Origin of the sequence: Aliagarivorans marinus DSM 23064, assembly GCF_000429485.1 — a bacterium.
Lineage (GTDB): Bacteria > Pseudomonadota > Gammaproteobacteria > Enterobacterales > Celerinatantimonadaceae > Aliagarivorans > Aliagarivorans marinus.
Genome location: NZ_AUBY01000014.1, coordinates 104,361 through 128,616, shown reverse-complemented (window position 1 = coordinate 128,616; position 24,256 = coordinate 104,361). Strand labels below are relative to the sequence as shown.

General features: G+C 54.7%; 25 protein-coding genes. 8 read left to right on the top strand and 17 right to left on the bottom strand.

Going from position 1 to position 24,256, the window contains the following annotated elements; all coding sequences use genetic code 11:
* Positions 1 to 45: 45 nt before the first annotated feature.
* Entirely contained in the window at positions 46 to 1,182 is a 1,137-nt protein-coding gene (locus tag G461_RS0105785) for a conjugal transfer protein TraF (protein WP_051333384.1), read from the top strand.
* A 61-nt stretch (positions 1,183 to 1,243) separates the two neighbouring features.
* Here G461_RS0105785 and G461_RS0105780 read toward each other — a convergent pair whose 3' ends face one another.
* The 3 genes from G461_RS0105780 to G461_RS0105770 all read right to left on the bottom strand — a co-directional run bounded on the left by G461_RS0105780 (position 1,244) and on the right by G461_RS0105770 (position 4,210).
* Complete coding sequence (locus G461_RS0105780; protein WP_026971119.1) at positions 1,244 to 2,413, bottom strand: 3-phosphoglycerate dehydrogenase family protein; 1,170 nt, start codon at positions 2,411 to 2,413, stop codon at positions 1,244 to 1,246.
* Positions 2,414 to 2,474: 61 nt separating this feature from the next.
* Complete coding sequence (locus G461_RS0105775; RefSeq protein WP_026971118.1) at positions 2,475 to 3,587, bottom strand: phosphoserine transaminase; 1,113 nt, start codon at positions 3,585 to 3,587, stop codon at positions 2,475 to 2,477.
* 215 nt (positions 3,588 to 3,802) lie between these two features.
* Positions 3,803 to 4,210 (bottom strand): rhodanese-like domain-containing protein, encoded by a 408-nt coding sequence (locus tag G461_RS0105770; protein ID WP_245587158.1) that lies wholly within the window; start codon positions 4,208 to 4,210, stop codon positions 3,803 to 3,805.
* A gap of 151 nt (positions 4,211 to 4,361) precedes the next feature.
* Here G461_RS0105770 and G461_RS0105765 point away from each other — a divergent pair, with 151 nt between their 5' ends.
* Positions 4,362 to 5,312 carry a helix-turn-helix domain-containing protein gene (locus G461_RS0105765; RefSeq protein ID WP_035479486.1) on the top strand — a complete coding sequence of 317 codons (951 nt, stop codon included), beginning with the start codon at positions 4,362 to 4,364 and terminating at the stop codon, positions 5,310 to 5,312.
* Positions 5,313 to 5,316: 4 nt separating this feature from the next.
* Here G461_RS0105765 and G461_RS0105760 read toward each other — a convergent pair whose 3' ends face one another.
* Together G461_RS0105760 and G461_RS0105755 are read right to left on the bottom strand one after the other, a co-directional pair.
* Entirely contained in the window at positions 5,317 to 7,299 is a 1,983-nt protein-coding gene (locus G461_RS0105760; protein ID WP_026971115.1) for a DNA topoisomerase III, read from the bottom strand.
* A 98-nt stretch (positions 7,300 to 7,397) separates the two neighbouring features.
* Positions 7,398 to 8,312 carry a YeiH family protein gene (locus G461_RS0105755; RefSeq protein WP_035479482.1) on the bottom strand — a complete coding sequence of 305 codons (915 nt, stop codon included), beginning with the start codon at positions 8,310 to 8,312 and terminating at the stop codon, positions 7,398 to 7,400.
* Positions 8,313 to 8,516: 204 nt separating this feature from the next.
* Between G461_RS0105755 and G461_RS0105750 the strand changes: the two genes are divergently transcribed.
* A complete protein-coding gene (locus G461_RS0105750) occupies positions 8,517 to 9,407 on the top strand; it encodes a LysR substrate-binding domain-containing protein (protein ID WP_026971113.1) in 891 nt (296 codons plus the stop codon).
* A 51-nt stretch (positions 9,408 to 9,458) separates the two neighbouring features.
* Here G461_RS0105750 and G461_RS0105745 read toward each other — a convergent pair whose 3' ends face one another.
* Genes G461_RS0105745 through G461_RS0105735 form a run of 3 tightly spaced genes read right to left on the bottom strand, consistent with a single transcriptional unit; the run spans position 9,459 to position 11,314 of the window.
* Positions 9,459 to 9,932 (bottom strand): GNAT family N-acetyltransferase, encoded by a 474-nt coding sequence (locus G461_RS0105745; protein ID WP_026971112.1) that lies wholly within the window; start codon positions 9,930 to 9,932, stop codon positions 9,459 to 9,461.
* 42 nt (positions 9,933 to 9,974) lie between these two features.
* Positions 9,975 to 10,580: a methyltransferase domain-containing protein gene (locus G461_RS0105740; protein WP_026971111.1), complete on the bottom strand. Its 606-nt coding sequence runs from the start codon at positions 10,578 to 10,580 to the stop codon at positions 9,975 to 9,977.
* 23 nt (positions 10,581 to 10,603) lie between these two features.
* Positions 10,604 to 11,314 (bottom strand): esterase/lipase family protein, encoded by a 711-nt coding sequence (locus G461_RS0105735; protein ID WP_026971110.1) that lies wholly within the window; start codon positions 11,312 to 11,314, stop codon positions 10,604 to 10,606.
* 315 nt (positions 11,315 to 11,629) lie between these two features.
* On the opposite strand from G461_RS0105735, the gene G461_RS0105730 reads away from it, so the two are divergent.
* Complete coding sequence (locus G461_RS0105730) at positions 11,630 to 12,082, top strand: hypothetical protein (protein ID WP_157360246.1); 453 nt, start codon at positions 11,630 to 11,632, stop codon at positions 12,080 to 12,082.
* Positions 12,083 to 12,086: 4 nt separating this feature from the next.
* Here G461_RS0105730 and G461_RS0105725 read toward each other — a convergent pair whose 3' ends face one another.
* From G461_RS0105725 to G461_RS0105710, 4 genes are all read right to left on the bottom strand, one after another.
* Positions 12,087 to 12,452 carry an SH3 domain-containing protein gene (locus G461_RS0105725; RefSeq protein WP_026971108.1) on the bottom strand — a complete coding sequence of 122 codons (366 nt, stop codon included), beginning with the start codon at positions 12,450 to 12,452 and terminating at the stop codon, positions 12,087 to 12,089.
* A 219-nt stretch (positions 12,453 to 12,671) separates the two neighbouring features.
* A complete protein-coding gene (locus G461_RS0105720) occupies positions 12,672 to 12,959 on the bottom strand; it encodes a YciI family protein (RefSeq protein WP_026971107.1) in 288 nt (95 codons plus the stop codon).
* A gap of 37 nt (positions 12,960 to 12,996) precedes the next feature.
* On the bottom strand, positions 12,997 to 14,139 hold the full coding sequence (locus tag G461_RS0105715) for a glycerate kinase (protein ID WP_026971106.1): 1,143 nt from the start codon (positions 14,137 to 14,139) through the stop codon (positions 12,997 to 12,999).
* Between the two features lie 29 nt (positions 14,140 to 14,168).
* Positions 14,169 to 15,089: a LysR family transcriptional regulator ArgP gene (locus G461_RS0105710; RefSeq protein WP_245587157.1), complete on the bottom strand. Its 921-nt coding sequence runs from the start codon at positions 15,087 to 15,089 to the stop codon at positions 14,169 to 14,171.
* Positions 15,090 to 15,252: 163 nt separating this feature from the next.
* Here G461_RS0105710 and G461_RS0105705 point away from each other — a divergent pair, with 163 nt between their 5' ends.
* Positions 15,253 to 15,867, top strand: a complete 615-nt coding sequence (locus tag G461_RS0105705) for a LysE/ArgO family amino acid transporter (RefSeq protein ID WP_051333383.1) — start codon at positions 15,253 to 15,255, stop codon at positions 15,865 to 15,867.
* 46 nt (positions 15,868 to 15,913) lie between these two features.
* Here the strand turns inward: G461_RS0105705 and G461_RS25405 are convergent, their stop codons facing one another.
* Both G461_RS25405 and G461_RS0105695 read right to left on the bottom strand, forming a co-directional pair.
* Positions 15,914 to 16,453: a DUF2301 domain-containing membrane protein gene (locus tag G461_RS25405; RefSeq protein ID WP_051333382.1), complete on the bottom strand. Its 540-nt coding sequence runs from the start codon at positions 16,451 to 16,453 to the stop codon at positions 15,914 to 15,916.
* 45 nt (positions 16,454 to 16,498) lie between these two features.
* On the bottom strand, positions 16,499 to 17,005 hold the full coding sequence (locus G461_RS0105695; RefSeq protein WP_035479475.1) for a hypothetical protein: 507 nt from the start codon (positions 17,003 to 17,005) through the stop codon (positions 16,499 to 16,501).
* 205 nt (positions 17,006 to 17,210) lie between these two features.
* On the opposite strand from G461_RS0105695, the gene G461_RS0105690 reads away from it, so the two are divergent.
* Positions 17,211 to 18,308 (top strand): hypothetical protein, encoded by a 1,098-nt coding sequence (locus tag G461_RS0105690; RefSeq protein ID WP_026971102.1) that lies wholly within the window; start codon positions 17,211 to 17,213, stop codon positions 18,306 to 18,308.
* A 168-nt stretch (positions 18,309 to 18,476) separates the two neighbouring features.
* The gene (locus tag G461_RS0105685; protein WP_026971101.1) at positions 18,477 to 20,354 is read left to right on the top strand and encodes a PhoX family protein; all 1,878 of its coding nucleotides are present in this window, start codon (positions 18,477 to 18,479) and stop codon (positions 20,352 to 20,354) included.
* A 51-nt stretch (positions 20,355 to 20,405) separates the two neighbouring features.
* On the opposite strand, the gene G461_RS0105680 is transcribed toward G461_RS0105685, so the two are convergent.
* Entirely contained in the window at positions 20,406 to 21,434 is a 1,029-nt protein-coding gene (locus G461_RS0105680) for an MBL fold metallo-hydrolase (RefSeq protein ID WP_026971100.1), read from the bottom strand.
* Positions 21,435 to 21,536: 102 nt separating this feature from the next.
* Here G461_RS0105680 and G461_RS23440 point away from each other — a divergent pair, with 102 nt between their 5' ends.
* Positions 21,537 to 21,986 (top strand): winged helix-turn-helix transcriptional regulator, encoded by a 450-nt coding sequence (locus tag G461_RS23440; protein ID WP_035479472.1) that lies wholly within the window; start codon positions 21,537 to 21,539, stop codon positions 21,984 to 21,986.
* A 12-nt stretch (positions 21,987 to 21,998) separates the two neighbouring features.
* On the opposite strand, the gene radD is transcribed toward G461_RS23440, so the two are convergent.
* Together radD and G461_RS26255 are read right to left on the bottom strand one after the other, a co-directional pair.
* A complete protein-coding gene (radD, locus tag G461_RS23435) occupies positions 21,999 to 23,771 on the bottom strand; it encodes a DNA repair helicase RadD (RefSeq protein WP_245587156.1) in 1,773 nt (590 codons plus the stop codon).
* Between the two features lie 134 nt (positions 23,772 to 23,905).
* Positions 23,906 to 24,256 (bottom strand): PEP-CTERM sorting domain-containing protein (locus tag G461_RS26255; protein WP_211236252.1); only part of this gene is annotated, 351 nt, incomplete at its 5' end.

The following is a 24,256-nucleotide window of genomic DNA, read 5'->3' as shown; positions in this document are numbered from 1 at the left end:
CGCTCGATCCGAGCGGGTTTATCACGGATGAGTACTAGGAAGAAAATGAAAAAACTCAGTGTTCTAATTGCATTAGCCCTGGCAGGGCAGGCGGGCGCCTCAACGCTCGCAGATAGCCGCAGCGTAGCTATGGGTGGCACCGGCGTGGCCTCGGCCAACTACATCAGTGCCAGCCTGCATAATCCGGCGCTTGCCGCTAATCACAACAGCGAAGATGGCTTTGGTATGCTGCTGCCCACCCTAGCGGCACGTATCCACGATGGCGACGATATGATTGATGAGCTGGAGGATTTCCAGGACATCAACGATAACCTCAGCAGTAACCCCAGCGAGCAAGAGCTGGAGCAATGGCGTAACGCACTGCGCAAGCTCGATGGCAATGAGGTCAATGCCGAGGCGACCTTTGGCCTGGTGATAGCCATTCCCAATTCTTTGGTCAGCACCAACTTCTTTACCAAGGCCAACGGAATCAGCCTTGGCAAGACCATTGTCGATGAGGACGACCTAGACCTTGACGACCCAAATTTTGAAGACCTCAACTCATTCGCTCAAGCCATCGGTGGCGGCACCTTCGACGTCGGCCTGAGCCTAGCGAAAAGCTTTGAGACCAATGGCGGCACCTGGCAGGTGGGCGTCTCACCCAAGTATCAACGCCTCTACTCGCTGAACTACAAAGCAACCGTCGATAGCTACGAAGACGATGACTTTGACATCGATGATCGTCTGGAAAAGAGCGGCTTTAACATCGACCTGGGTACTGCCTACCACTTCGACAATGGGGTGAGCCTGGGGTTAGCGGGCCGCAACTTAGTCTCGCGCGAGCTTAAAACCAATATCAGTCAGGGCAGCCAAGCCACCTTCCAGGTGGAGCCAGAGTTTACCGCTGCAGCAGCGTTTACCGGCGACTGGTACCAGATGGCCTTCGACATCGATCTGAACAAACGTCAGTACTTCAAAGAGTATGATTACAAGCTGCAATACGCACGCTTAGGTGCCGAGGTAGAAGCCAAGTGGGCTCAGGTTCGAGTGGGCTACGCCTATAGCATCACCAGCTCCGGCAGCGACCTGTTCACCGCCGGCTTCGGCTTTACTCCTTGGGGTAAATTTGGTCTCGATCTCAGCGGCCAAGTGGGCAAAGACGATCACTATGCCCTCAGCGCGCAGTTTATCTTTACCCTGTAAGCTACCGAGCTAAAAAAAGGGCCTGCACGTGCAGGCCCTTTTTTATTGCGGCAGTGTCACGTCAAAAACGGCTAACGTGAAACACATGCTCGATACTGGCAATCTCATTGAGCACATGCTCGCCCGGCTCATCGGCCACATCGAGAATGGTATAGGCGATATCGCCACGGCTCTTGTTGAGCATATCCATCACATTGATATCCAAGGCCGACAGCTTGGCCAGTACCTGACTCAGTACATTCGGTACATTGTCGTTAGCAAAAGCAATACGGTGGCCACCACTACGCTCTAAATAGATATCTGGGAAGTTAACCGAGTTGCGGATATTGCCGTTCTCCAGAAAATCGATCAGCTGCTCTGCGGCCATGCGCGCACAGTTTTGCTCGGCCTCTTGGGTACTCGCGCCAAGGTGTGGCAGCAGCAATACCCGCGATTGGCCCAGCAGAGCTGGCGAGGGGAAGTCGCACACATAAGCCGACAGGCGCTCTTCCGCCAGGGCGCTTAGCAGTGCGTCTTCTTCCACAATCGAGCCGCGGGCGAAGTTGAGCAGGGTCGCTCCCACCTGGATATTGGCCAGCATCTCGGCGTTGATCAGCCCTTTGGTATGAGCATTGGCCGGCACATGCAGGCTAACGTAATCACAGCGACTTAGCAGCGAGGCCAGGTTCTCCGCCTTCTCAATCTGCGACGATAAGCGCCAGGCCGCATCAACGCTGAGTACCGGATCATAGCCAATCACCCGCATGCCCAAATTCAACGCAGCGTGAGCGACGCTGGCACCAATCGCGCCGAGGCCCACCACGCCTAAGGTTTTGCCATTCAGCTCGCCACCGACAAAGCGTTTCTTCTCACGCTCCACCAGCTTGTTAAAGTCATCGGCCCCGGATTGACCGTCCAGCCCCGCCACAAACTCCAGGCCTTGGGCCACTTTACGGGCACTCATCAACATACCGGTTAATACCAACTCTTTGACCGCATTGGCATTGGCCCCGGGGGTGTTAAACACCACGATGCCCTGATGGGTACACTGGTCCACCGGAATGTTATTGACCCCCGCGCCACAGCGAGCAATGGCTTTAACTGATTCGGGAAAGTCCTCCTGATGCAGGTTCTGGCTGCGCAGCATCAAGGCGTCGGGGTTGCTGATATCCGCCGATAGCAGATAGTCGTCTTGAGGAAAGCGGGCCAGTCCGACAGGGGATATGTTGTTGTAGGTACGGATGTTTCTCATCGTTATCTTTCTCCCTGAAATAAAAAGGGCAACGTAAACGCTGCCCAAAACAAAATCCTTTTTATGCTACTTGGTGGTAGGCCCAGTTGAGCCATGGCACCAAGGCCTCTAGGTCTTGGCTCTCCACCGTAGCACCACACCAGATCCGCAGCCCCGAAGGCGCATCCCGATAAGCTCCGATGTCATAGGCCACACCTTCGCTATCGAGCAGCTTGATCATCTGCTTCACCTGCGCGGCTTCCAATGACAGGCTCAAGCACACGCTGGTATTCGAGCGACAAGCCGCGTCGCTGGCCAGAAAATCAATCCAATCATGTTGGGCCACAAAGTTTTCCAGCACCGCCAGATTGCTTTTCGACTTGGCGATACAGGCCTCCAAGCCACCCAGTGATTCCACCCAACGCAGCGCATCGATGTAATCGGCCACACACAGCATCGACGGGGTGTTGATGGTGGCACCCTCAAAGATCCCTTCAATCAGCTTGCCGCCTTTAGTTAAGCGGAAGATCTTCGGCAGTGGCCAGGCTGGGGTATAGCTTTCCAGACGCGCCACCGCTTTGGGGCTAAGGATAATAATGCCGTGGCCACCTTCGCCGCCGAGTACCTTCTGCCAGCTAAAGGTGGTCACATCCAGCTTCTGCCAAGGCATCGCCATCGCAAACACCGCCGAGGTCGCATCGCAGATGGTCAAGCCTTCACGGTCATCAGCGATCCACTCACCATCGGGTACACAAACGCCGGAGGTGGTGCCGTTCCAGGTAAAGATGCAATCGTTGGCGCCGTTGTACTGACTAAGCTCGGGCAGCTGGCCATAGTCGGCGCTGTAGCTGGTCACGCCATCCAGCTTGAGCTGCTTGGTGATATCGGTCAGCCAACCAGCGCCAAAGCTTTCCCAGGAGAACACGTCCACCGGGCGCTCGCCCAATAATGACCACATGGCCATCTCCATCGCGCCAGTATCGGAGGCAGGCACAATGCCGATGCGATAATCGCTGGGGATCTGCAAAATCTCCCGGGTCAGCTCGATGGCTTCTTTTAAGGTTGCCTTGCCGAGGCTGCTGCGGTGGGAGCGCCCCAAGGTGTCCAATTTAAGCTTGGCCACATCGTAGCCCGGACGCTTCGCGCAGGGGCCAGAAGAAAAGTTGGGGTTGGCAGGTGGATAGAGCGGCTTCATCGATAACTCGTCCTTAAGCTGTTGAATATTTAGTCAAAGCATCAGTATAAACACTTAGTTCTGCAGGTAAATTGATCGCCGTAGCTGTTTGAAACGCCAACGAAAACTCAGTAGTTACCGCCAGCACAGCAAGCCCTTGCAGGCAAAGCTCCGGCAAGGGCTGAAGTTAGTGGTGATTGTCTCTGCGATTTCTCAGAAAAACCTTACGCGGCAGGCTAGCCTTCACTACCCGATACCAACTCAAAGCCTTCGTCCAGCCAGCCACAGACGCCGCCAATCATCTTCTTCACCGGGCGCTCAAGCTTAGCCAAGCGGATCGCCGCCTTCTCGGTGGCATTACAATGTGGCCCGGCGCAATAGACCACGAACAGCGTGTCTTGGGGATACTCCGCTAGGTTTGCTTGATTCAACTTGGCGTAGGGAAAGCTTATTGCGCCGGCGATATGCCCTTCGCTGAAGGCCGATTCGGCGCGCACATCCAACAGCACAAAGTCTTGGCGTTGGTTGCTGAGGGCATGGTGGACATCCCAGCAGTCGGTTTCAAACTGCTGCAGGGCCTGGAAGTGGGCCAACGCTTGCTCGGGGCTGGCGGCAGGGATACGGCTAACGGCGGAACTCATCATCAAATCTCCTTTTGTGGTTTTACGCGTGTTACCTCGCGAGTACCAATCCAGTCTCCACCAAGTTGAGCCTTTGCGAAATTGGCTTTATAGTCAACTATCGATAATATCCAGCCATCGCGTTTGAACTTTAGCGCTTAGAAAAGGAATCGCTATGCGCGTTGCAATACTCTGCCACCCCAATGTCGCCCTGTTCGAGATGGCCTGCGCCAGTGAGCTATTTGCCTTGCCACGGCCGGAGTTTGAGCAGTGGTATCAGTGTGACATGGTCAGCTTTGAGGATGCACCCATCGCCAGCCTTGGCGGTTTGACCCTACAGGCACAAACGGTGACGAGCCTGAATGATTATCAGATGGTGGTGATCCCCAGCTGGCCCACCGCAGCCCCGACGCTCAGCGAGCCACTGTGCTCGGAACTATTGCACTCAGAGCTATTGCATGCCCACCAACGTGGCTGTCGGCTGGTCTCCTTTTGCTCTGGGGCATTCTTACTGGGCGAGCTGGGCGTGCTAGACGGCCAGCGCGCAACCACCCACTGGCGCTATGCCGAACTGTTTCAGCAACGCTTTCCCAAGGTGAGCTATGTGGATGATGTGCTCTATGTTCGCCATGGCAACTTAGCCTGTTCGGCAGGCAGCGCTGCGGCTATCGACCTTGGTCTGGCGCTGATCCGTGAAGACTATGGCTATGCCATTGCTAACCAAGTGGCAAGGCGTTTGGTGGTATCGGCCCAGCGCGATGGTGGGCAAAGTCAGTTTGTAGAAACGCCAATTCTGGCCCACCCCAATCACTTTGCCCAAGCCTTGGATTGGGCAATTGAGCACTTACACGAGCCCTTAGATATCGACGCTCTGGCAGCCAAGGCCGCCATGTCGCGACGCACCTTTGATCGCAAGTTTCGCAGCAGCTTTAAGCTAAGCCCGCAACAGTGGCTGACTCAGCAGCGCTTGCAGCTGGCCAAGCAGATCTTGGAGAGCGAGGCGTTTGCTATAGATAAGGTCGCCCAGCTAAGTGGCTTCGATAACGCCATTACCCTACGCCATCATTTTCGCAAGCAGCTAGGGATCTCTCCCAGCCACTACCGACGGCAGTTTGCGGCAAGCTAAGCGCTTAGCTGGTCGCCTTGCTGCGCCCGCCAGTGCTACGAGAGCTGGTTGAACGCCGCTTCCCGCCACTACGGCTAGAGCCTTTTCGCGAACCTTTGCTCCAGCGCGGCTTGCTCGGCGCTTTCAGGCCGCTGAAGGCCGCCGCAGACACCGGCTGCTGTAGCAAGCTTTGTAACTGCTGCTTGAGGTCTGTCATAAACGCGCCACTTTGATGCTGGGCGCTCGCTATCGCTTCCAGCTGCTGCTCCCACAGTGCGGTCATATCCGGCAGGCTGCAGGCCTCGGGCAATGCACCAATCAAGGCCTTTCCGGCATCAGAGGCATGGATCTGCTTCCCCTGTCGCTGCAAAAAGCCGCGCTTAAACAACAGCTCGATAATACCGGCACGAGTCGCCTCGGTACCCAGACCATCGGTGTCTTTGAGTACCTTTTTCAGCTCTTTAGATTGCACAAAGCGGGCGATCCCGGTCATCGCCGCAAGTAAAGTCGCATCGCTAAACGGCTTAGGCGGCTGAGTCAGCTTGTCCTCAACCACGCCTTGCTCGCACAACAGCTGCTGGCCTTGGCTAAGCGCGGGCAGGCGGCTTTGCTCTTCAGCATTATCTTGCTTGTTGGTAGCCCCTTCACGCTGGAACAACACCTTCCAGCCTAAGGCTAAATCTTGTCGTGCCTTGGCTAAAAACAGCCCCTCTTCGATGCGGATCTCCGCCCGCACCTCACGGTAGCGATAGTGGGGATAAAACTGAGCCAAGTACTGACGGGCGATCAGCCCGTAGATCTTCTGCTCCACATCGCTCAACTTGGCCGAGGCCAGTTGTTTTTCGGTGGGGATAATCGCATGGTGGGCATCCACCTTTGCATCGTTCCAGGCCTTGGATTTTAGGCTGGTATCAGCCTTGGCGGTGAACTCACCGAGCGCAGGATGGTTATTGGCCAGCGCAGCCACCACCTTGGGCGCTCCGGCATGTTGCTGGCGAGGCAGGTGGCGGCTATCCGAGCGCGGGTAGGTGATCAGGGTATGGCGCTCATACAGACTTTGCGCCACCTCCAGCACCTGTTTGGCACTCATGCCAAAGCGTTTGGCAGCGTCGATTTGCAGGCTGGAGAGGTTATAAGGCAGCGGCGGCGCCTGCTGCTTGTCCTTGGCCTCCAGCTTATCCACCAGCGCGTTTTGCTGGGTGATCTTGCGCGCCACATGCTCGGCCAGTTTGCGCAGCAGTACCCGGCCTTCCTCATCTTGGTAGGGCAAGCAGGCCTCGGAGGGTTGCCACATTGCCGAGAAGCGCTCGCCATGTTCGGTAAGCAGCTCGGCGCGCACTTGATAGTAGGGCTTGGCAACAAAGTTGGCGATCTCCAGATCGCGCCTTACCACCAAGCCAAGCAGTGGAGTTTGCACCCGCCCGACCGACAGCACACCCGGATAACCCTGCTGACGACCACGCACGCTGTAGGCACGGGTCAGGTTGATGCCATACAGCCAATCGGCATGGCTGCGGGTACGGGCCGAATCCGACAGGGCCGCAAACTCGCCATTGCCGCGTAGCTTATCCAGCGCCTTGCGCACCGCAGGCGGGTTAAGGTCGTTGATTAGCAGCCGCTGAATGCTGGTCATCTTGGCCTTGGGCAGGCGGCAATGTTCAATCACCAAATCGACTAATAGCTGCCCTTCGCGGTCCGGGTCACCGGCGTGTACCAGCTGAGAGGCTTGCTTGGCGAGCTTTTTGATCGCCGTAAGCTGCTTGGAGGTTTGCCGCTTGGGGCGCCACTGCCACTGCTCGGGCACAATGGGTAAGGTATCCAAGCGCCACTGTTTGAAGCGCTCGTCATACTGCTCGGGCTCGGCCAGCTCCAGCAAGTGGCCAATACACCAGGTTACGCAATCGCCATTCGCCAGCTCGATATAACCTTCGTGTTTTTTCTGAGGCTTGGGCAGCACTGCCGCGATGGCGCGCCCCAGACTAGGCTTTTCTGCAATGTATAAACGCATGGCAATTACTGTATATAAAAACAGTAATCATAATCAAGGCAGCTATCGCTGGCAAGCGCCCACATTACGCAAGGAACTTGCAGGTAACTAAGCAGCCACTACCCCAAGAGCAACCAAGCCAAGGTCGCACTGGATATCGCCAACCATAGGATCACGCCAAACACTAAGGCCTTGCCCCCCGAGGCCTTCACCTTCTCCAGCGAGATACTCGAGCCAATCAAGAACAGACACAGCACCAAGGCTTGCTTGGCCAGACTAAATACCCAATCGTAGGCAAGCTGGAACTGCGGTAGTGCATCACTCAGCAAGATGGCGGCGCAGTAAAACAAGATAAAGTAGGGAATGACAATCTTACGGCTGTTGCTTCTAAACAGCAGCGCACTGACCAAGGCCACTGGCACAATCCACAGCGCCCGCGACAGCTTTAAGGTGGTGGCGGTGATCAGCGCCTGCTCGCCATAGGCGGATGCGGCGCCCACCACCGAGGAGGTGTCGTGGATTGCAATCGCCGCCCAGGTACCAAAGGTGGTTTGGTCCAATTGCAGCGCATGACCAATCACCGGGAACACAAACAAGGCGACAGAGTTGAGCATAAATACTGTGGCTAGCGCCATGGCAATCTGCTGATCCTTGGCCTTAATCGCTGGTGCGACAGCGGCGATGGCACTGCCACCGCAGATGGCGGTACCCGCCGAGATAAGATAGGAAGTGGTGACCTCTAGCTTGAGTAGCCGCGCCAGCCCCATACCCAGCGCCAGCGTAGCCACAATGCTGGTAACAATCAGCCCCAGGCCATCACTGGTCACCGCCAGAGCCTGCTGAAAGTTGATGCCAAAGCCCAAACCGACAATCGAGTAAGCCAGCAGCTTTTTAGTCCAGCGCGTCAGCTCGAGGTTTGCCGGCACCAGCCCCAAAGTCGCCAAGGTAAAGCCCATCACCAATGCTGACGCAGAGGAGATAAACGGGTACAAACATAACAATGCTGCGGCAACAAATACGACTTTCTGCTTCATCACTATCTACCAATAAAGAGGCGACCAACAAGGAGACAACCAACAAGAGAGTAACCCACCGGGCCTAACCAACGGGCGCATACGCGCCTTTCTTACAGCCGCCATAATACGCCTGCTTGATGTTTTAATATATTTAATTGTTATTTACAGCTGTTTTGAGAAACTAAACACACTAGGGATAGAAGAGCAGAGGAAAAGCCAGCGATGAATCCTGCAATCACCATCAAACAGCTGCGGGTGTTTAGCCAGATTGCCCAGCAGGGATCCTTGAGTCAGGCCGCCATTGAGCTGCACCTGTCTAAAGCGGCGGTCAGTCTGGCCCTTGGCGAGCTTGAAAAGCAGCTAGGCTATTCCTTGTTTGACCGGGTTAACAAGCGACTCCAGCTCAATCAACAAGGCCGTCAGCTACTGCCTCTGAGCGATGAACTGTTGCAGCGTCATCAGCAGCTAGCAAGCCTGTCAAACCAGCCCAATGCACTGACCGGCCAACTGAAGATTGGCGCCAGTCAAACCATCGGCAACCACCTGCTCCCCGCAATGCTGGCGGCCTTTAGCCCCAACCATCAAGGGCCAGGCTTGGTAGACAAGGATATCCGCATCTCCAACAACGACTTGTTATGCCAACAGCTACTGGATTTTCAGATAGACGTGGGCCTGACCGAAGGTGAGGTGAGCGACCCTCAGCTAACCGCTCAGCGCTTTGGCAGCGATGAGATGTGCGTTATCGCCCCAAAAGACTGCCCGCTGGCCTCGGCATCATCACTGGATATTAGCGAGCTAGAGCAACAGCAGTGGCTACTGCGCGAAACTGGCTCAGGCAGTCGCAACTACTTCCTCAAGCACGTGGCCCCCGCGCTTAACAGCTGGCAAGAGGGCTATCAGTTCAACGCCACCACCGCGATCATCAACGGCGTCGCCGCAGGCCTGGGCCTCTCCTGCTTATCACTGCATTCGCTTCGTGCCAGCCGGGTGGCCGATCAGGTGGTGCGCCTACCGCTTAAGCAAGCGCTGTTTCGTGACTATTACTTGGTGCTGCACAAAAGCAAGTATCGCGGAGCATTGCTGGAGAGCTTTGTCGAGTTTGCGGTGAAGTAAGCGCGACAAAACTCCTCTTAAAACCAAGCGCTGATACTCAGCCAAACATAACTAAAGCAGCTTTTCGTAACACTGCTCCAGCAGCGATTTGCCCCAAAGATCACGTGGGTACTCTTTGACCAACACGAAGCCGGAACGCAAATACAGCGACTTGGATACCGCTAAACCTGCCACCGTCCACAAGATGACCTTTTCATAGTCATGTTCTGCACAAAAGGTGATCGCTTCATCCATTAGCCGTTTACCGAGCCCCTTGCCTCGAGCGAAGGGATCGAGAAAGAACCAACGCAGCTGGGCCTCGGCCATCGAGTTCTCGCAGATGCAAATACACCCAAGCAGTGCTCCTTGTTGTTTTACTAGCCAAATCCGCTCTCGCTCGCTGCAACGCTTGGCGAATTGGGCCAAGGGTTCTGCCACGTAGGGTTCAAAGCTGGCATCAAAGCCATACTCTTTGGCATACAACAGGCCATGCTGTGTAACGATACTGCCCAGATCGCCGGGTTCCAGGGTGTTGCTGATAATCATCACCGCTCCTTGGCATTAATCACGCTGCGAGTTAGTACGCTGTTAGTTCTTGGTTGCCACCAAAAAGAACAAGGGGTAGTCACGTAGCTCACCATCAGCGTCTTCTTTAGTAATCGAAAAATACTGGCTCTCACCTTCCACCGTAAAGTGATGCTGGGTGAGCATCTTTGACAACTGTTCGATATCAAAACCATTGTGACCATCAAAGCCAGGCTCATAGTGATGAAATGAGCCGTCTTCCTTGTAGAGATCGGCAATCATCAAGGTTCCACCCGCCTCGAGGCAAACGGATGCGTGGCTAAAGAAACCCTCCAGATCCTTGACATGATGCAGCGCCATTAGCGTTACCAGTGCTGATGCAGGCTGAGAGGGAAGAGCCGTTGATGTATCAATATTGCTCAGCGAGTTTGTCAGTGCTTTTTGCTCTGCCTCTTTGAGCATGGCCTGCGAGGTATCGACGACGGTGACGCGTTCAAACTGATCCGCCAATAGGCAGCCCAAAAGGCCAGTACCGCCGCCAAAATCAACCAGGTGCCGATAAGAACTAATCGATGTCTTCCTCACCCTTTCCGCAGTCGCCGAAGCTCTCTCGATGCGCATGGGGTTTTGCTCCCATGTGCTGGCTAACTGATCAAAATACTCACTCATTGCTACTACACACTCCTGCAAACTCACGACTTAGCCGAAGGTGGCTGTTGGTGTTCAAAATTGCCGTTTCTCAGGTAGTGCACCACCTGCTTGATAACCGCCTCGTTCTTCATCAAAAAGGGGTGGCTAACCGGCATCTCGATATGATCATTCATCCCCTCGAGCTTGGTGCGCTCGATGGATACCTTGCCATCATCAGTGCTTGGGATCAGTTGTGACAAGATCAGATTGATGCTCTTAGTACCAGCAATAATGCCCAGATCAAACTCGGCTTTACCCAAGCGATTCGGCACGCTCAGCTCACCGGTGCCGAGCTGCAGCCCAGCCTCACCATTGAGAAAACGAAAGCCGGGCACGTCGGCGAGCTTGTCGACCACCTCACTGCCTTGATTGGGGGGCCCTAACATCACCACTCGTCCCAAGTTGTTGATGGGCTGTTGACTCAGATACTGACGCAGCAAAATACCGCCAAGGGAATGCGTGACGAAGTGGACCGTCATACCGTCTGGACACTTTGCTAAGGCGGGTTCAATGGCCATCTCGGCCAGCTGCTCGATGGGGTAATCCCGCGACGGATAACCCAAGTTAACCGGTGTAAAGCCTTCCTCCTGCAAGGTTGCTTCCAACACCTTCATCGAACTTGGCGTACGAGCAAGGCCGTGTAGAAGCACCACACAAGAAGCATGGGCACTCACAGAGAAAAACAGCAGAAAAACTATCGAAATCAATTTCATACTACGGGCCTACAACAACGCGGTTTCATGGCGGCTAAACACGGCAAACAGCGGAGCAGCCAATACCGAGGATTGACCAAAAGGTTATCATCCGCGCCAACGCTTATCCATCAGCCATGCTGTTGCGGATGAGCTATCAAGGTAGGGTGAGGGCTGCGTGGCAGACGCATCAGATCAAACATAGGTCATTGATAGTTTGAACAAACACACTTCTGTTGATAGTTTTGAAAGCACTATCTAAACACGCATATTGCGCTGTTTGACTAAGGATGGATAGGCCTGTTCACCAATCGACAAAGGATGTCAGCCGCTTTGATGCACGCTAAAACCAAACTCTTTCTTCTCATCCAACTGGCCATTGCGGGCTTGGTCGCGGTGGATATGTGGCAAGACCGCTTTATCCTAGCTGAGCCTTCTTTGCCCGCCCCCTCCGGGCAGGCCCTGTTCAGTGCTATCGTCATTGTTTATGCTTGGATCCCCGGGCTGGTCTGCTGGTTTGTCGCCAAAAAGCTCACCCCGGCAGATAGTGAGTGGGCCCCCTACTGGGTGATCACCTTCTTCAGCTGCTGGCTGTCCGTGATCGCGTGGTTAGTCTCGATTATTCATGGGGTGAGTAAGCCAGATCGGGCATACACCATCTTGCCAGAGTTTATTCTGTGGTTCTCACTGATCCCCATCGTGGTTTGTTTTTGCTATCAGCGCGTCCACAGCTGGTATGGCCGCAGGCATATAACAGAGACTCCCAATACACCCAAAACTATAAAATAAGTACTTAACCTCGGTGGCTTGTCGGTAGCCGTTCCAGGTGGTTGATCGGTGCCCAAGCAAATTGACCCGGCGCAGCTGTTTTTTCTGCCCACACCCAGCCATTTAACTCTGATTGGGCAACAACTGTTTCTCCCACGATTAGACTGTGCTCAATAGCGTGATAATCGCTTAGCATTGTGGCGCTGCTCCCAACTATGCGAAGCAATTGCTTTGGCACCCAGCCTTGCTTGTTAGTCCCTTTACAGAGCACCCAGTTCGGCCAATCCCCTTCAGGGTTAGATTCTTCAATGACCACTAGCTCTTCACCAGCTAGCACTCGTATCGGTTTAGATGGGTTGTCTGAATAGTTCTTCATTACTTTGTAGTGCATAGGGTTCCTTCTCTGGCCAACACGGCGGTAGCTAAGACCTCTCAAGGTGTTACACCTTAAGCCTGTTTAACCCGACTCCTTGGCATGACCGAACATGAGGGTATTTTGGTCACCATGGGCAAAAGGCGAAACTGGATTACCTATCGCAGGCAACCAGTTTTAGTTGAACGTTTACGGAAGTTCTTTCCAAGACAAGTGGACGTGACAACTGGCGCGCGTTTAACTTGCCAGCGCTTCAAAGCCCTCGCCCACTTTGGTCGCCAGAAACTCTGTTATCTGATAGTCAGCCACCTTCTCCCGGTAAAAAGGATCTTCCTTAATCAGTGCTTCAAGCTCTGCTCGTGAAACCTTATTCGCCAAGATCACGCCACCGGTGCGGGGCTCTTTTCTGCCGGAGGCGACAAACACGCCTTGCGAATAGTAGCGGTCGAGAAAGGCCAAGTGCTCGTCAATCAGCGGCTCAACCCGCTCCAAATCGACGATGTAATCCAGCGATATAACGAACATCAAACCTGTCCTTGTAAGCTAATGCGAAAGTGAGACGTTAAAACCCGCCACCCATCTTCAGAGTCGCTGCCACATTACGTGCCGCCACCGCTAAGTTTTGCTCTGCGTGGGTTAGCGCATGTTCCAAGCTACACGGCCCGGGTACCACCGAGAACACCGCATCGATACCGTGCTCGAGCACCACTTCGTAGTCGTAGCGCATACTGCCCGCCAGTGCGATCACTGGAATGTCGAACTGCTTAGCCAATTGCGCGGCGCCAAACGGGGTTTTACCGGCAATGGTCTGACTGTCGATACGGCCCTCACCAGTGATCAGCAGATCCGCCCCTTCCAGTTTACTTTCCAGATCCACCGCTTCAGTGACGATGTTCACGCCGGGGCGTAGCTCTGCCCCCATAAAGGCCACCAAAGCGGCACCCATACCGCCGGCCGCACCGGCACCGGGTAAGTGCGCGACGTCTTGACCTAGCTGTGTGTTGACCACCTTGGCAAAGTTGCCCAAGGCGCGGTCCAGCAGCTCGACCATGTCCTCGGTGGCACCTTTTTGCGGGCCAAATACCGCCGATGCACCATTGTCGCCACACAGTGGGTTGTCCACATCGCAGGCCACCTCGATATCCACTTGCTTAAGGCGCGGGTCCAGTTCACTCACATCGATATGCGCTAGATCGATCAACGCAGCGCCGCCATCTCCCAAGGGCTTGTTAAACTGGTCGAAGAACTTCGCCCCAAGCGCTTTCAGCATGCCTAAGCCTGCGTCATTGGTGGCGCTGCCGCCGAGGCCGAGAATCAAACGCTTAGCGCCGCTATCAAGCGCAGCCTTAATCAGCTCACCGGTGCCGTAGCTGGAGGTTTGTCTGGGATCGCGTAACTCGGGGGGAGTCACCAAGTGCAGGCCGGATGCCGCGGCCATCTCGATCGCGGCGGTTTCGCCATCGCCGAGCATGCCGAAGAAGGCTTCCACCGATTGGCCCAAGGGTCCCTGCGCCAGCACCGGCATAATCCGACCGCCAGTGGCATCGACCAGTGCTTGTACGGTGCCTTCGCCGCCATCGGCCAGCGGCACCTTGCAGTATTCGGCATCGGGATAGATCTGACGAAAGCCCAGTTCGATATAGTCCGCCACTTCCATGGCAGTGAGGCTTTCTTTAAAAGAGTCGGGAGCGATAATCACTTTCATCGGCGAATTCCTTCTACGATGGTGTTGCGTTATTCCGTTGCCGTTTGTTGAGACAGCACCTGACGGGTGTATGCCCGTAAATAGTCTGTAACTTCAATCACTAAGTTACCTGCTAATTGCCAGTGATGCCAGAACAAGGGCACCCGCACCATCCGCTCGGGGCAAATATCTACCAAGGTTCCTGCCGCTAATTGTTGTTCGACTTGAGGACGAGCACACAGGCTATAGCCACCACTGGCCTCGGTAAGTGCCACAAAGCCCTCCGAGGATCGCACCACATGGCAAGGATACTGACCGGGCTGCAGGTCAAAGTGCTGGGAGAGAAACTGCAGCTGCATGTCGTCGTGTTGGTCGAATACCATTGCCGGGGCGAGCCGCAACGATTCAGCGCTGACGCCTTTGGCAAAGTAGCGCTCGGCAAACTCAGGGGTAGCCACACAGAGGTACTCCATGTAGCCCAGAAAGTGCGCCTCGCTACCAGCAATACCTTCCTGCCGCGAGGTAACGCAGGCGATGGCCTCGCCGCTACGCATCCGCTGCCAGGTGCGCGACTCATCTTCCACCATCAGGTTCAGCACCAATCGCCCGGCGCCGAGCAAGGGCTGTAAGGCGGGAATAAACCAGGTGGCCAGGCTATCGGCATTAACCGCCAGCGGCAGGGTTTGTGGGCCTTGCTGCTGCTCAAGCTGCACCGCCAGCTCCGATTCCAACTGGCGAACCCGCTGATAGTGCCCCAATAACTGCTGGCCCAAGGGGGTTGGTCTTAGCGGCTGGGTGCGCAGCAACACCGGCTGTGCCAATAGCGTTTCCAATTGCTTGATGCGCTGACTCACCGCCCCTTGGCTTAGGTGCAGGCTGACGGCGGCAGCCTCAAAGCTTTGATGACGCAGCACCGCTTCAAGGGCTTTTAGCAGCTTGTAGTCAAGCTGCTCCAGGTTCATCCCTGACATAGACAACACTCATATTAATTTTCCTAATAACCAATAAATATTATTAGCTGCAATTAATCAAGGCGGCTAGTTATAGTGACGGCGAATACACGTAGCTAACGCGCGTGAACAAAGACGCGTGAATGCAGCAATAACGCGTGAGTAAAGAGTAAGGAAACAAGCAATGATATTGAGCAGTTATTTGAGTGGCTTAGGCCTGATGGCCGGCATGATTATGCCGATTGGTATGCAAAACGCCTTTGTGCTTAACCAAGGGATCCGCCGACAGCATCATCTGTTTGTTGCCAGTTTCTGCTCATTTGCCGATGTGATCTTTATGAGCATTGGCGTATGGGGCGGTGCCCGCCTGTTTGCCAGCCAGCCTTGGCTGCTCTACACCATGACCATCTGCGGCAGCCTGTTTATGCTCTACTACGGCTGGCAGTGCGCGCAGCGTGCGTGGCGTCGTCAATCGCAGGTCGCCAGCGCTCGCACTCAAGGGCAGTTCAAGGCGGTGCTGCTGGCCTGTATGGCCTTCACCCTGCTCAACCCTCATGTGTATATCGACACCATTTTGGTACTAGGCAGCTTTGCCGCCAACCTCACGCCGGAAGCGCGACCGGCCTTTGTTATGGGCGGGATCACCGCATCATTCGCATGGTTCTTCTCGCTCTCGCTGCTGGGCAGCAAGCTGGCGCCAGTGCTAAGCCGCCCGACTGCTCAGCGGATTATCGATGGGGTGATCGCGGTGATGATGCTGGGTTTGGTGGTGTTTCTGTTAAAGACAGTGTTCGCCTAGCTAAGAGCCCGAAGCTAGCAGCCCGCAGCCCGCAGCCCAACGCTGGTTAATACTGATACTTGCTCTTATCACCGATATCAAAGTCGAGCGGTTGGCGACACTTGGCAATGGCGATATAGCTCACTCCAAGCGCCAACACTGGCAGGGTGACAACCCTTCCGACGGCAAATTGTGCGGCTAGCCAATCCGCCACAAAAACAATCGGCAGCAGCCGCAGCGGCCCGAACTGAAAGCAGAAGCTCTCTTTATAACTAAGCCCTGCGGCAACCACATAACAGGCCCCCAAACTTAAACTGGCCGCCAAGGGCCAGTGCCAACGGTAGTAGATGAGCGCCAGAGCAAGCGCGCTCCAAGCCGCCAGTTGCAGAACGACCCGCACCGGCTTTAAGTAGATATGCAGCTGCGCGCCGAGCATTGCCACCGATGCGACCAACAGCCACAGCGGCACCACCGCATGGCCACCTGTGAGCAATGGCCAGCAACCATATAGCAAGATGGCCGCTAAACTGAGCCACGCACCACGATAGAGCAACACACTCAAGCTATCGAAGGCATCCATCTGCGGGCGGTGGTGGGGATCGTCCATAACTACTCCTCGGTCCTTAATCCTTGAGCTCAAATGAGAGGTGCACTACGACCGGCTCAGGTCTCGTGCCAAAATCAAGGCTAAGCCAATGATCTGTAAAAATAAAGCTAAGTTACGAATGCGCGAGGTATGGAGCATTTGTTCGTTGATCTGCTCATTAAGGTCGAGGTTCTCCAGATAGTAATTGTCGATGCGTTCGCGTAGCTCCAGCTGAATCCCCTGAATGTGCTGGTTCAACGCCGGCAAGTTACTAAGCTTGATCTCGGCGGCAGGCATATCGGGCGTCCAATAGCGCAGGTCTTGCTCGATCAACTGGCCAACCGACGCCGGAGGAGGCGTGTCCTGCGAGACCAAGCCAAGAATTAACTCGCGTTTGCGTTCCAGCGAGTCGAGCTGCAACCACACCTGGCGGATCAGGTTGTCGTTTTGCTGCTGTCGCTGAGACAAGACATTCGCCTCGGCTCCAGCCTCATCGATATAGAAGTTGGTAATCAGCGCAGCGATGATATTAAACAGCAGGCCGATGCCCACCAAGATTCGGGTTTGCTTCACTACTCACTCCATCAATGCTCGTTTCGAAATTATGGCTATGAGTAGCTAATTGTTCGAATATAAAGACCATTTATCGCTAAGTGCGTTACAGAGCATTTTTCAAACTGCGACTGTATAGAAATTGATCTGCCACCTTATTGATAAAAAAGCCTTTTGTTACACTCCCTTTCGTTGATAGTTTTATTTTTTATTGGAAGGGATGCAAATGAAACTCCGTTGTTCAACTACTCTACTCGCCAGTTTGGCTGCACTAGGTCTGAGCTCGTGTGCCTCAACCCCCAGCGACGACACCCCACAAGAATTAACCTCCGTCATTACTGCCAGTTACGTATTAAACGGGTTGTTTGTTCCAGATTCAAAAGGCGAGCAAACAGTCTACACCCGTGAAGATATGCGAACGATTCATGACAAAGTTAAACGCGACAGCTTTTACATGCGCTGGGCGAACAGTGATACCAGCGGTATCTTTCGCATGGACCAAAACCTGCTCTGGCAAGTTGACCACACAAAGAAACAATACCAAGAGTGCGCGCTTTCTGGCTGCAGCAACCTGCTCGAAGAGCTGTTTCCACGCGACGATGATACCGAGAGCTACGAAAGCTACGAGGAGCGAGGCTGCGAAACGGAGCTAACCCGCAACGACTTTGAGGTTGCTGCAACCGGAGAGTCCCGGCAAATGCAGGGAATGGAGACCGAAGAGTACAAGGTCACATGGACCACTGAGTTTACCGATGACCAAGGGCTTAAGGATCTCAACTTAGTGCAGATGGTATTCTGGACCACCACCCCCAATGCCGAAATGACCGAGGCTTGGAGGATTCATCAAAAAGCCACAGATCGTTATTTAGACTCGGTTGGCAATAATCAGCCGCTATCGCGTCTATTGGGCCAAGATGGATTCAGAGCGATTAGCGCACTAACCGGCGATACCGAAAAAGGTAGCCCCGATTTACTGGGCTCTATTAACCAAGAGCTGAGCGCAATTCAAGGTTACCCTTTGTCTATTAAGTTTGAATGGTTCCAAAAACAAGAAGCCTGTGTAGAGAGCAAGCCAGCGAAAGAAAAAGAGTCGCTGAGTATCGATCTATCCAATGGAGTAGATGGGCTGGAAGATGCAGCAACCAGCTTACTTGGGGGGCTACTAAAAAGTGCCGCCAATGATGCAGTAGACAAGAAAGTCGACGCATGGATGAAAGATGTGAGAGTTCGCTATATCTACGATATCCAAAGTGTCGAGAATCGTTTAGCGCATAACAGTAACTTTGAAGTGCCTAACAACTACACAATGCTCGACCGTAATTAACCACGAGCATCACTACAACTGGTGCAGACTCTCTGCACCAGTCATCTCCACCCAGCTACAGTAACTCAGCAAACTTCCTCGAGCTCAACCCAACGCCCAAGTTAACATATTTGCAACATTCAACGACTAATCTGATGGTTTCGACACTCAACAAGCAAGGAGAGAGAGATGTCAGAGCAGGACGCACAATTTACCCAGATGATTAATAGCCAGCTATCACGCCGTGGCTTTCTGGGTGCGACCGCCGCACTAAGTGCTGGTGCCTTCCTAAGCCTCAACCCCGTCGCCAAGGCGATTGCAGCTGCCAGTAGCCCGCTGATTGGTTTCGACGCAGTGCCCGCTTCCACCGCCGATAAGGTGGTGGTGCCAAAGGGCTACCAGGCTGAGGTGCTGATGTCTTGGGGTGACCCGATCTTTAACGGCGCGCCAGAGTTTGACCCGAGCGGCAACCAAGGCTCTGATGCACAAGCCCAGCAATTTGGTGACAACACCGATGGCATGAGTTTTTTCCAGCTTAGCGATGAGCGTGCCGTGCTGGCGGTGAACAACGAGTACATCAACATCGACCTGATGTTCGCCCACGATGGCAAGAAGCTCAGCGCCGACGAAGTGCGTAAATCCCAAGCCGCCCACGGCGTCACCATTGTTGAGCTAGCGAAGACTGGCAATGGCTGGCAAATCGACAAGGGCGGCAAACTCAACCGCCGCATCACCGCCTTTACCGAGATGGAGCTCACCGGCCCGGCCGCTGGCCATGAGCTGCTCAAAACCGCCGCCGATGCTAGTGGAACCCAAGTACTGGGCACCTTTAATAACTGTGCTAACGGCCAAACACCGTGGGGCACCTATCTGACCTGTGAAGAGAACTTCCACGGCTATTTTGGCACCGAGCAAGCCGCCAACACGCAAACAGCACTTAACGACGATTACGGCCGCTATGGCATCAAAGCCAAGCCTAGCAAATACCTGTGGCACAGCCACGATGAGCGCTTCGATGTGGCCAAGCACCCCAACGAGCCGCACCGCCATGGCTGGGTGGTGGAAATCGACCCGATGGACCCAAGCTCTACCCCGCTCAAGCGCACCGCGCTAGGCCGCTTTAAGCATGAAAATGCCGCGATGACCATCAATGGCGACGGCCACGCGGTGGTCTACTTGGGCGATGACGAGCGTGGCGAACACCTCTACAAGTTCGTCTCCAAAGGCAAGTACATCGAGGGCGACAACGCCAACAACCGCAGCTTGCTGGAAGAAGGCACCCTGTATGTCGCCAAGTTCTCCATGGAGCCCGATGCCCTGAAAGGCAAAGGCGAGTGGATCGAGCTGAGCTTTGGCAAGAATGGCCTGGATGCCAGCAACGGCTTCAACGACCAAGCCGAGGTGCTGATCTACGCCCGCCGCGCAGCAACCGTGGTCGGCGCTACCACCATGGACCGCCCTGAGTGGGTCGCGGTGCATCCGGGCAACCAGTACGTGTTCTGCACCCTAACCAACAACAAAAATCGCGGCGTTAAAGACAATCAACCGGTTGGCGGTCCGAACCCGCGCGCCGAGAACCACTATGGCCAAATCGTACGTTGGTCACCGGCCGGTGGCGACCACACGGCCAATGAGTTTGACTGGGATCTCTACCTGATTGCCGGTAACCCGACCGTGCACCAAGGCAACCTCTATGCGGGCAGCGACAACATCAATAAAGACAACATGTTTAACAGCCCCGACGGTATCGGCTTCGATAAAGCCGGCCGCCTATGGATCCAAACCGACGGCAACTACTCCAACGAGGGTAATTTCGCGGGCCAGGGTAACAACCAAATGCTGTGTGGCGACCCGATGACCGGTGAAGTGCGCCGCTTTATGACCGGCCCGATTGCCTGTGAGATCACCGGCCTGGCCTTCAGCGACGACCAGCGCAGCATGTTTGTAGGCATCCAACATCCGGGCGAGAAGGGTAAACCTTCGCATTATCCTGCGGGTGGCGACAGCAAGCCGCGCTCCACCATTGTGGTGGTCACTCGTGATGATGGCGGGGTGATTGGCGCCTAGCGCATCAGCCGATTGCTCTTGGCTAAAGCTGGCCGTTTGAGGCCAGCTTTTTTATTCCTCAGCAAGGTTGTTATAGGCCTTTTTACGCTGCTCAAACAACTTTCTGTCGGCCCACTCTACCAGCGAGCGCGGTAGCCAGGATGCCACTTTCTCCACCTTGGGGTTAAAGGTCAGACGATGCATCTGACTAAAGTTCAGGTAGGTGCCCAACAGCAAGGCACTGCGATGTGGCGTGTTGGGATACTGCTCCAACATAAGCTTAATCACCGCATCGGCATTGTCGTGTCGTGCCATGGCGCGATCGTAGGCCAAGATGTAGTCGCGGGTATGGGTTAGCGCACCATTGGGTGATAGATCTGCGCCCTTGGGCATATGGCCCGGCACCACAACGCTTAAGTCCATTGCCAACCAACTATTGAGCTGCTCCAGCCAGATTCGGCGACTCTCCTCAGTGGTACCGCCGAGCATGACGTGGGCGTTGTAGTAAACCACGTCACTGGGCAGCAAAGCGTTTAAAGCGGGGATATGTAGCGCTACATGGGGTTCGTCCGGGTGGCCGATCCCGGCATCACCAATGATGTCTTTCCAGATCTCAATCGGGTAGCCATCGATCTCGATGGTATCGGCAAGATAATCCTCTGCAGGTAACGAGGGGACCGCCGCGTTTGTGCCATAACGCGATGTCGCCATCTTGTCATCTAGTGGGATGCGATGGCGTTGCAAGGCGGCTACCTCAGGGGTGGCGATAAAGCGAGCCTCAGGGAAGCGTTCCAACAGTATCCCGGCACCTTGTGAGTGATCGAGGTGTGGGTGACTAAGGAAAACATACTTGAGTGCCAGCCCTTTGCTCTCAATCAAGTCAGCCAAGCGCAGGGCCGCCGAGCGGGTACCTTGAGCACTCATAACCATCATCTCCGTGGGCCCCATAATCAAGGCCGAGGTGACATTGATCTCCTCTGGCTCGGCAACAAAAATCTCTAGACTCAAACCTTCAGCCACCACCGACTCCGACCACCACAGCAGCGCCAACGCTGCTGCCACCATCACCATTGCCATCGAGCGTTTTCTTAGATTGGCCATATTGCCTCCTACATGCTGTTTATCTTTTAACCAACTTTGGTTGCGTTAGGAGACTAGATTATTTGGTTGCCTATTGCAACCAAATAAATCACACTAGGGTTTATGACTAGAGTTAACTTTTCGCAGTTCAACTGCTCAGTAGCCCAATGCCTAGCCCAGGTTGGAGATAATTGGTCGTTTCTGATTATTCGTGATGCGATGGCCGGTGTGCGTCGCTTCTCTGATTTTGAGCGCAGCATGGGGATCGCCAAGAACATCCTACGCAACCGCCTAAGCCAACTGGTTGAGTCGGGGATCCTGGAAAAGATAGAGGTGGGCCAACACGGCTCGCGCCAGGAATATCAGCTCACAAATAAAGGGCGGGATCTGTTCCCAGTGCTAGTGGCATTATGGCAATGGTCGGAGAACTGGGTGCCCAGTGCGCAGCGCAGTCCCTACCAGTTCTTTAACCAGCAAACCGGCAGTCCACTGGCGAAGGTAAGTGCCAGCGATCAGGATGGCGATGAGATTGGTTTGCACAACATCGGTCGCCGGCCACGCACCAGTGACTAGGTGCTAACGGCCTTAGAGCTCGCCTGCTAGCGCCCGTTCGGTGCTCTCGGAGATGCCCTCCAGCTCAAACAGCTTGTGGCGGATACTCCAAAAACGCCCCTGCTTGCGGGCAATGATAATCGCCGGGGGGCGAAAGCGGTGGGCGCTTTTGGCAACCTTGCTCGGGGCTGCGGTATCGAAGGGGCGATGGCGATCTACCAAATGGGCGGGCACAAAGCGGGCTAAGAAATCCTGTTTTTGGCGCTTGGTGGCGAGTTGCCAATGCTCTTTTAGCTCGGCGCCACCAGCGTCGATATAGGTCACCCGCAACTGTGGCTTGCCGTATTGGTTTTTGGTCGCTTCCAAGCGCATCTCTTGGCACTGGAAGATCAGCGCGTCTTTTAGCTTGAGCGCTTCGCGTAGCTTTTTGTCTGGGTCGACCATCACTGCATCGCACAGGTGACAGCGGCGGGCGGCGATATCATTATCGGCGCCGCACTCATCGCAGAACTTGGCGCGAAAGCGGTAGCCGCAGTCTTCGCGCTCGCCCTCATCGTCTTCCAAATAACCCTGACAGCGGCGGCCGTAGTGCTCCACCAAAAAACCATCGTCATCGAGGATGCCCCAAAAGTTATTGTTAAAGCCGCAGGCTGGGCAGGGAACGGTGACAATCTCCGCCTTGGAATCAGGCTTGGGCTCGCCCACCTCTGGCTGATGCAGGTCGTAGTGATTGCCGGCGTACTCCAGCACCAAGCAATCCTGCTTGCCATCACTAAGGCGCAACCCACGCCCGACGATCTGCTGATAGAGGCTGACCGATTCAGTGGGACGCAGGATTGCAATTAGGTCCACATGGGGCGCATCAAAGCCGGTGGTGAGTACCGACACGTTCACCAAGTATTTAAGCTGCTGTTGCTTGAAGGATTGGATCAACGCATCGCGCTCGGCCAGCGGGGTATCGCCAATAATCAGTGCCGCTTCGCCGTCGGGCAGGTAGCCGAGCACCTCTTTAGCGTGCTCCACGGTGGCGGCGAAGATCATCACCCCTTTGCGATCGGCAGCCACATCCACCACCTGCTGAATAATCTGCGGGGTGGCGCGCTTGTGTTCGGCAATCACCCGATTGAGTTCGCTGTCTTTGAAGTAGCCGTTTTTAGAGGGGTGCACGCTGGAGAAGTCGTAACCCAGTACTGCCATATCCATGATCTTGGCTGGGCATAAAAAGCCCTCATCCAGCAGGTAGGCAATCGGCAGCTCGAAGATGCAGTCTTTAAAAAAGCGCGGGTCTTCGCTGCGCACCAAACCACGGGTATGGTACTGGTAGAGCCAGCCCATCCCCAAGCGATAAGGGGTGGCAGTGAGTCCGAGGATTTTAAGCTGCGGATTGACCTCCTGCAGATGACTAATGGCCCGGCGATAACTGGAGTTTTTATCATCCGGCACCCGGTGACACTCGTCGATCACCAGTAGCGAGAACTCTTTGGCGAAGCGATCCAGACTCTTCACCATCGATTGCACCGAGGCAAACACCACCTTGTCGTCACTCTCTTTGCGCCCTAAGCCCGCCGAGAAGATGCCCGCGCTAAGATCGTAGCTCTTATACTTAGCATGGTTTTGCTCCACTAGCTCTTTCACGTGAGTAAGCACCAACACACGCCCGCGTGCAATGCGCGCCAGCTCGGCAATCACCAAGCTCTTGCCCGCTCCGGTGGGCAAACAGAGCAAGGCGGGCGCATCATTTTTACGGAAATAGTCGATGGTGGCGCGAACGCAATCTCGCTGGTAGGGACGAAGGGTGTACATCAATTTGGTGCTTGTGGGATTGGAGAGGCCAAGTGTATCGACAGGGATGACGTTCTACAAATGTCTGAGGTTAAAGTTGAAAATTAAGAAAAGCGGGACCAGCCCGCTTTTGCCCGAATGTAAGATAAGCGCTGTTACTACACCCTTACACGTCTGCTTAACCCGGCAAGTATAAGCAACGCAAGAGCAAACAAAAGAACTGTACGCGGCTCTGGAACACTTGAGGTCACAGATGGATCTCGAGCCCAAAAGTCGATATGTGAAAAGTTTGCAAAGCCTAAGTCATCGGTATTGATGGTGCCCGATAGCTGATACGGAGTCATGAAGTTAAGCTGCGGGTTATCTTCGTCTGAGAAGATACGGTTAAAATCGAAGTCGTAGACCGCAAATCCCCCATCACTACCGCCGTTGCCACCTTGACCGCCGTTGCCACCTTGACCGCCTTGACCGCCTTGACCGCCTTGACCGCCTTGACCGCCTTGACCGCC

What these genes read in the sequence shown, in the direction of transcription:
- G461_RS0105685 (WP_026971101.1), top strand. Translation starts at nt 18,477, where the DNA reads ATGTCAGAGCAGGACGCACAATTTACCCAGATGATTAATAGCCAGCTA.
- G461_RS0105765 (WP_035479486.1), top strand. Translation starts at nt 4,362, where the DNA reads ATGCGCGTTGCAATACTCTGCCACCCCAATGTCGCCCTGTTCGAGATG.
- G461_RS0105710 (WP_245587157.1), bottom strand. Translation starts at nt 15,089, where the DNA reads ATGTCAGGGATGAACCTGGAGCAGCTTGACTACAAGCTGCTAAAAGCC.
- G461_RS0105725 (WP_026971108.1), bottom strand. Translation starts at nt 12,452, where the DNA reads ATGCACTACAAAGTAATGAAGAACTATTCAGACAACCCATCTAAACCG.
- G461_RS0105740 (WP_026971111.1), bottom strand. Translation starts at nt 10,580, where the DNA reads ATGAGTGAGTATTTTGATCAGTTAGCCAGCACATGGGAGCAAAACCCC.
- G461_RS0105690 (WP_026971102.1), top strand. Translation starts at nt 17,211, where the DNA reads ATGAAACTCCGTTGTTCAACTACTCTACTCGCCAGTTTGGCTGCACTA.
- G461_RS0105780 (WP_026971119.1), bottom strand. Translation starts at nt 2,413, where the DNA reads ATGAGAAACATCCGTACCTACAACAACATATCCCCTGTCGGACTGGCC.
- G461_RS0105735 (WP_026971110.1), bottom strand. Translation starts at nt 11,314, where the DNA reads ATGAAATTGATTTCGATAGTTTTTCTGCTGTTTTTCTCTGTGAGTGCC.
- G461_RS0105755 (WP_035479482.1), bottom strand. Translation starts at nt 8,312, where the DNA reads ATGAAGCAGAAAGTCGTATTTGTTGCCGCAGCATTGTTATGTTTGTAC.
- G461_RS23440 (WP_035479472.1), top strand. Translation starts at nt 21,537, where the DNA reads ATGACTAGAGTTAACTTTTCGCAGTTCAACTGCTCAGTAGCCCAATGC.
- G461_RS0105770 (WP_245587158.1), bottom strand. Translation starts at nt 4,210, where the DNA reads ATGATGAGTTCCGCCGTTAGCCGTATCCCTGCCGCCAGCCCCGAGCAA.
- G461_RS0105745 (WP_026971112.1), bottom strand. Translation starts at nt 9,932, where the DNA reads ATGATTATCAGCAACACCCTGGAACCCGGCGATCTGGGCAGTATCGTT.
- G461_RS0105680 (WP_026971100.1), bottom strand. Translation starts at nt 21,434, where the DNA reads ATGGCCAATCTAAGAAAACGCTCGATGGCAATGGTGATGGTGGCAGCA.
- G461_RS0105785 (WP_051333384.1), top strand. Translation starts at nt 46, where the DNA reads ATGAAAAAACTCAGTGTTCTAATTGCATTAGCCCTGGCAGGGCAGGCG.
- G461_RS25405 (WP_051333382.1), bottom strand. Translation starts at nt 16,453, where the DNA reads ATGGACGATCCCCACCACCGCCCGCAGATGGATGCCTTCGATAGCTTG.
- G461_RS0105760 (WP_026971115.1), bottom strand. Translation starts at nt 7,299, where the DNA reads ATGCGTTTATACATTGCAGAAAAGCCTAGTCTGGGGCGCGCCATCGCG.
- G461_RS0105705 (WP_051333383.1), top strand. Translation starts at nt 15,253, where the DNA reads ATGATATTGAGCAGTTATTTGAGTGGCTTAGGCCTGATGGCCGGCATG.
- G461_RS0105750 (WP_026971113.1), top strand. Translation starts at nt 8,517, where the DNA reads ATGAATCCTGCAATCACCATCAAACAGCTGCGGGTGTTTAGCCAGATT.
- G461_RS0105720 (WP_026971107.1), bottom strand. Translation starts at nt 12,959, where the DNA reads ATGTTCGTTATATCGCTGGATTACATCGTCGATTTGGAGCGGGTTGAG.
- G461_RS0105730 (WP_157360246.1), top strand. Translation starts at nt 11,630, where the DNA reads ATGCACGCTAAAACCAAACTCTTTCTTCTCATCCAACTGGCCATTGCG.
- G461_RS0105715 (WP_026971106.1), bottom strand. Translation starts at nt 14,139, where the DNA reads ATGAAAGTGATTATCGCTCCCGACTCTTTTAAAGAAAGCCTCACTGCC.
- G461_RS0105775 (WP_026971118.1), bottom strand. Translation starts at nt 3,587, where the DNA reads ATGAAGCCGCTCTATCCACCTGCCAACCCCAACTTTTCTTCTGGCCCC.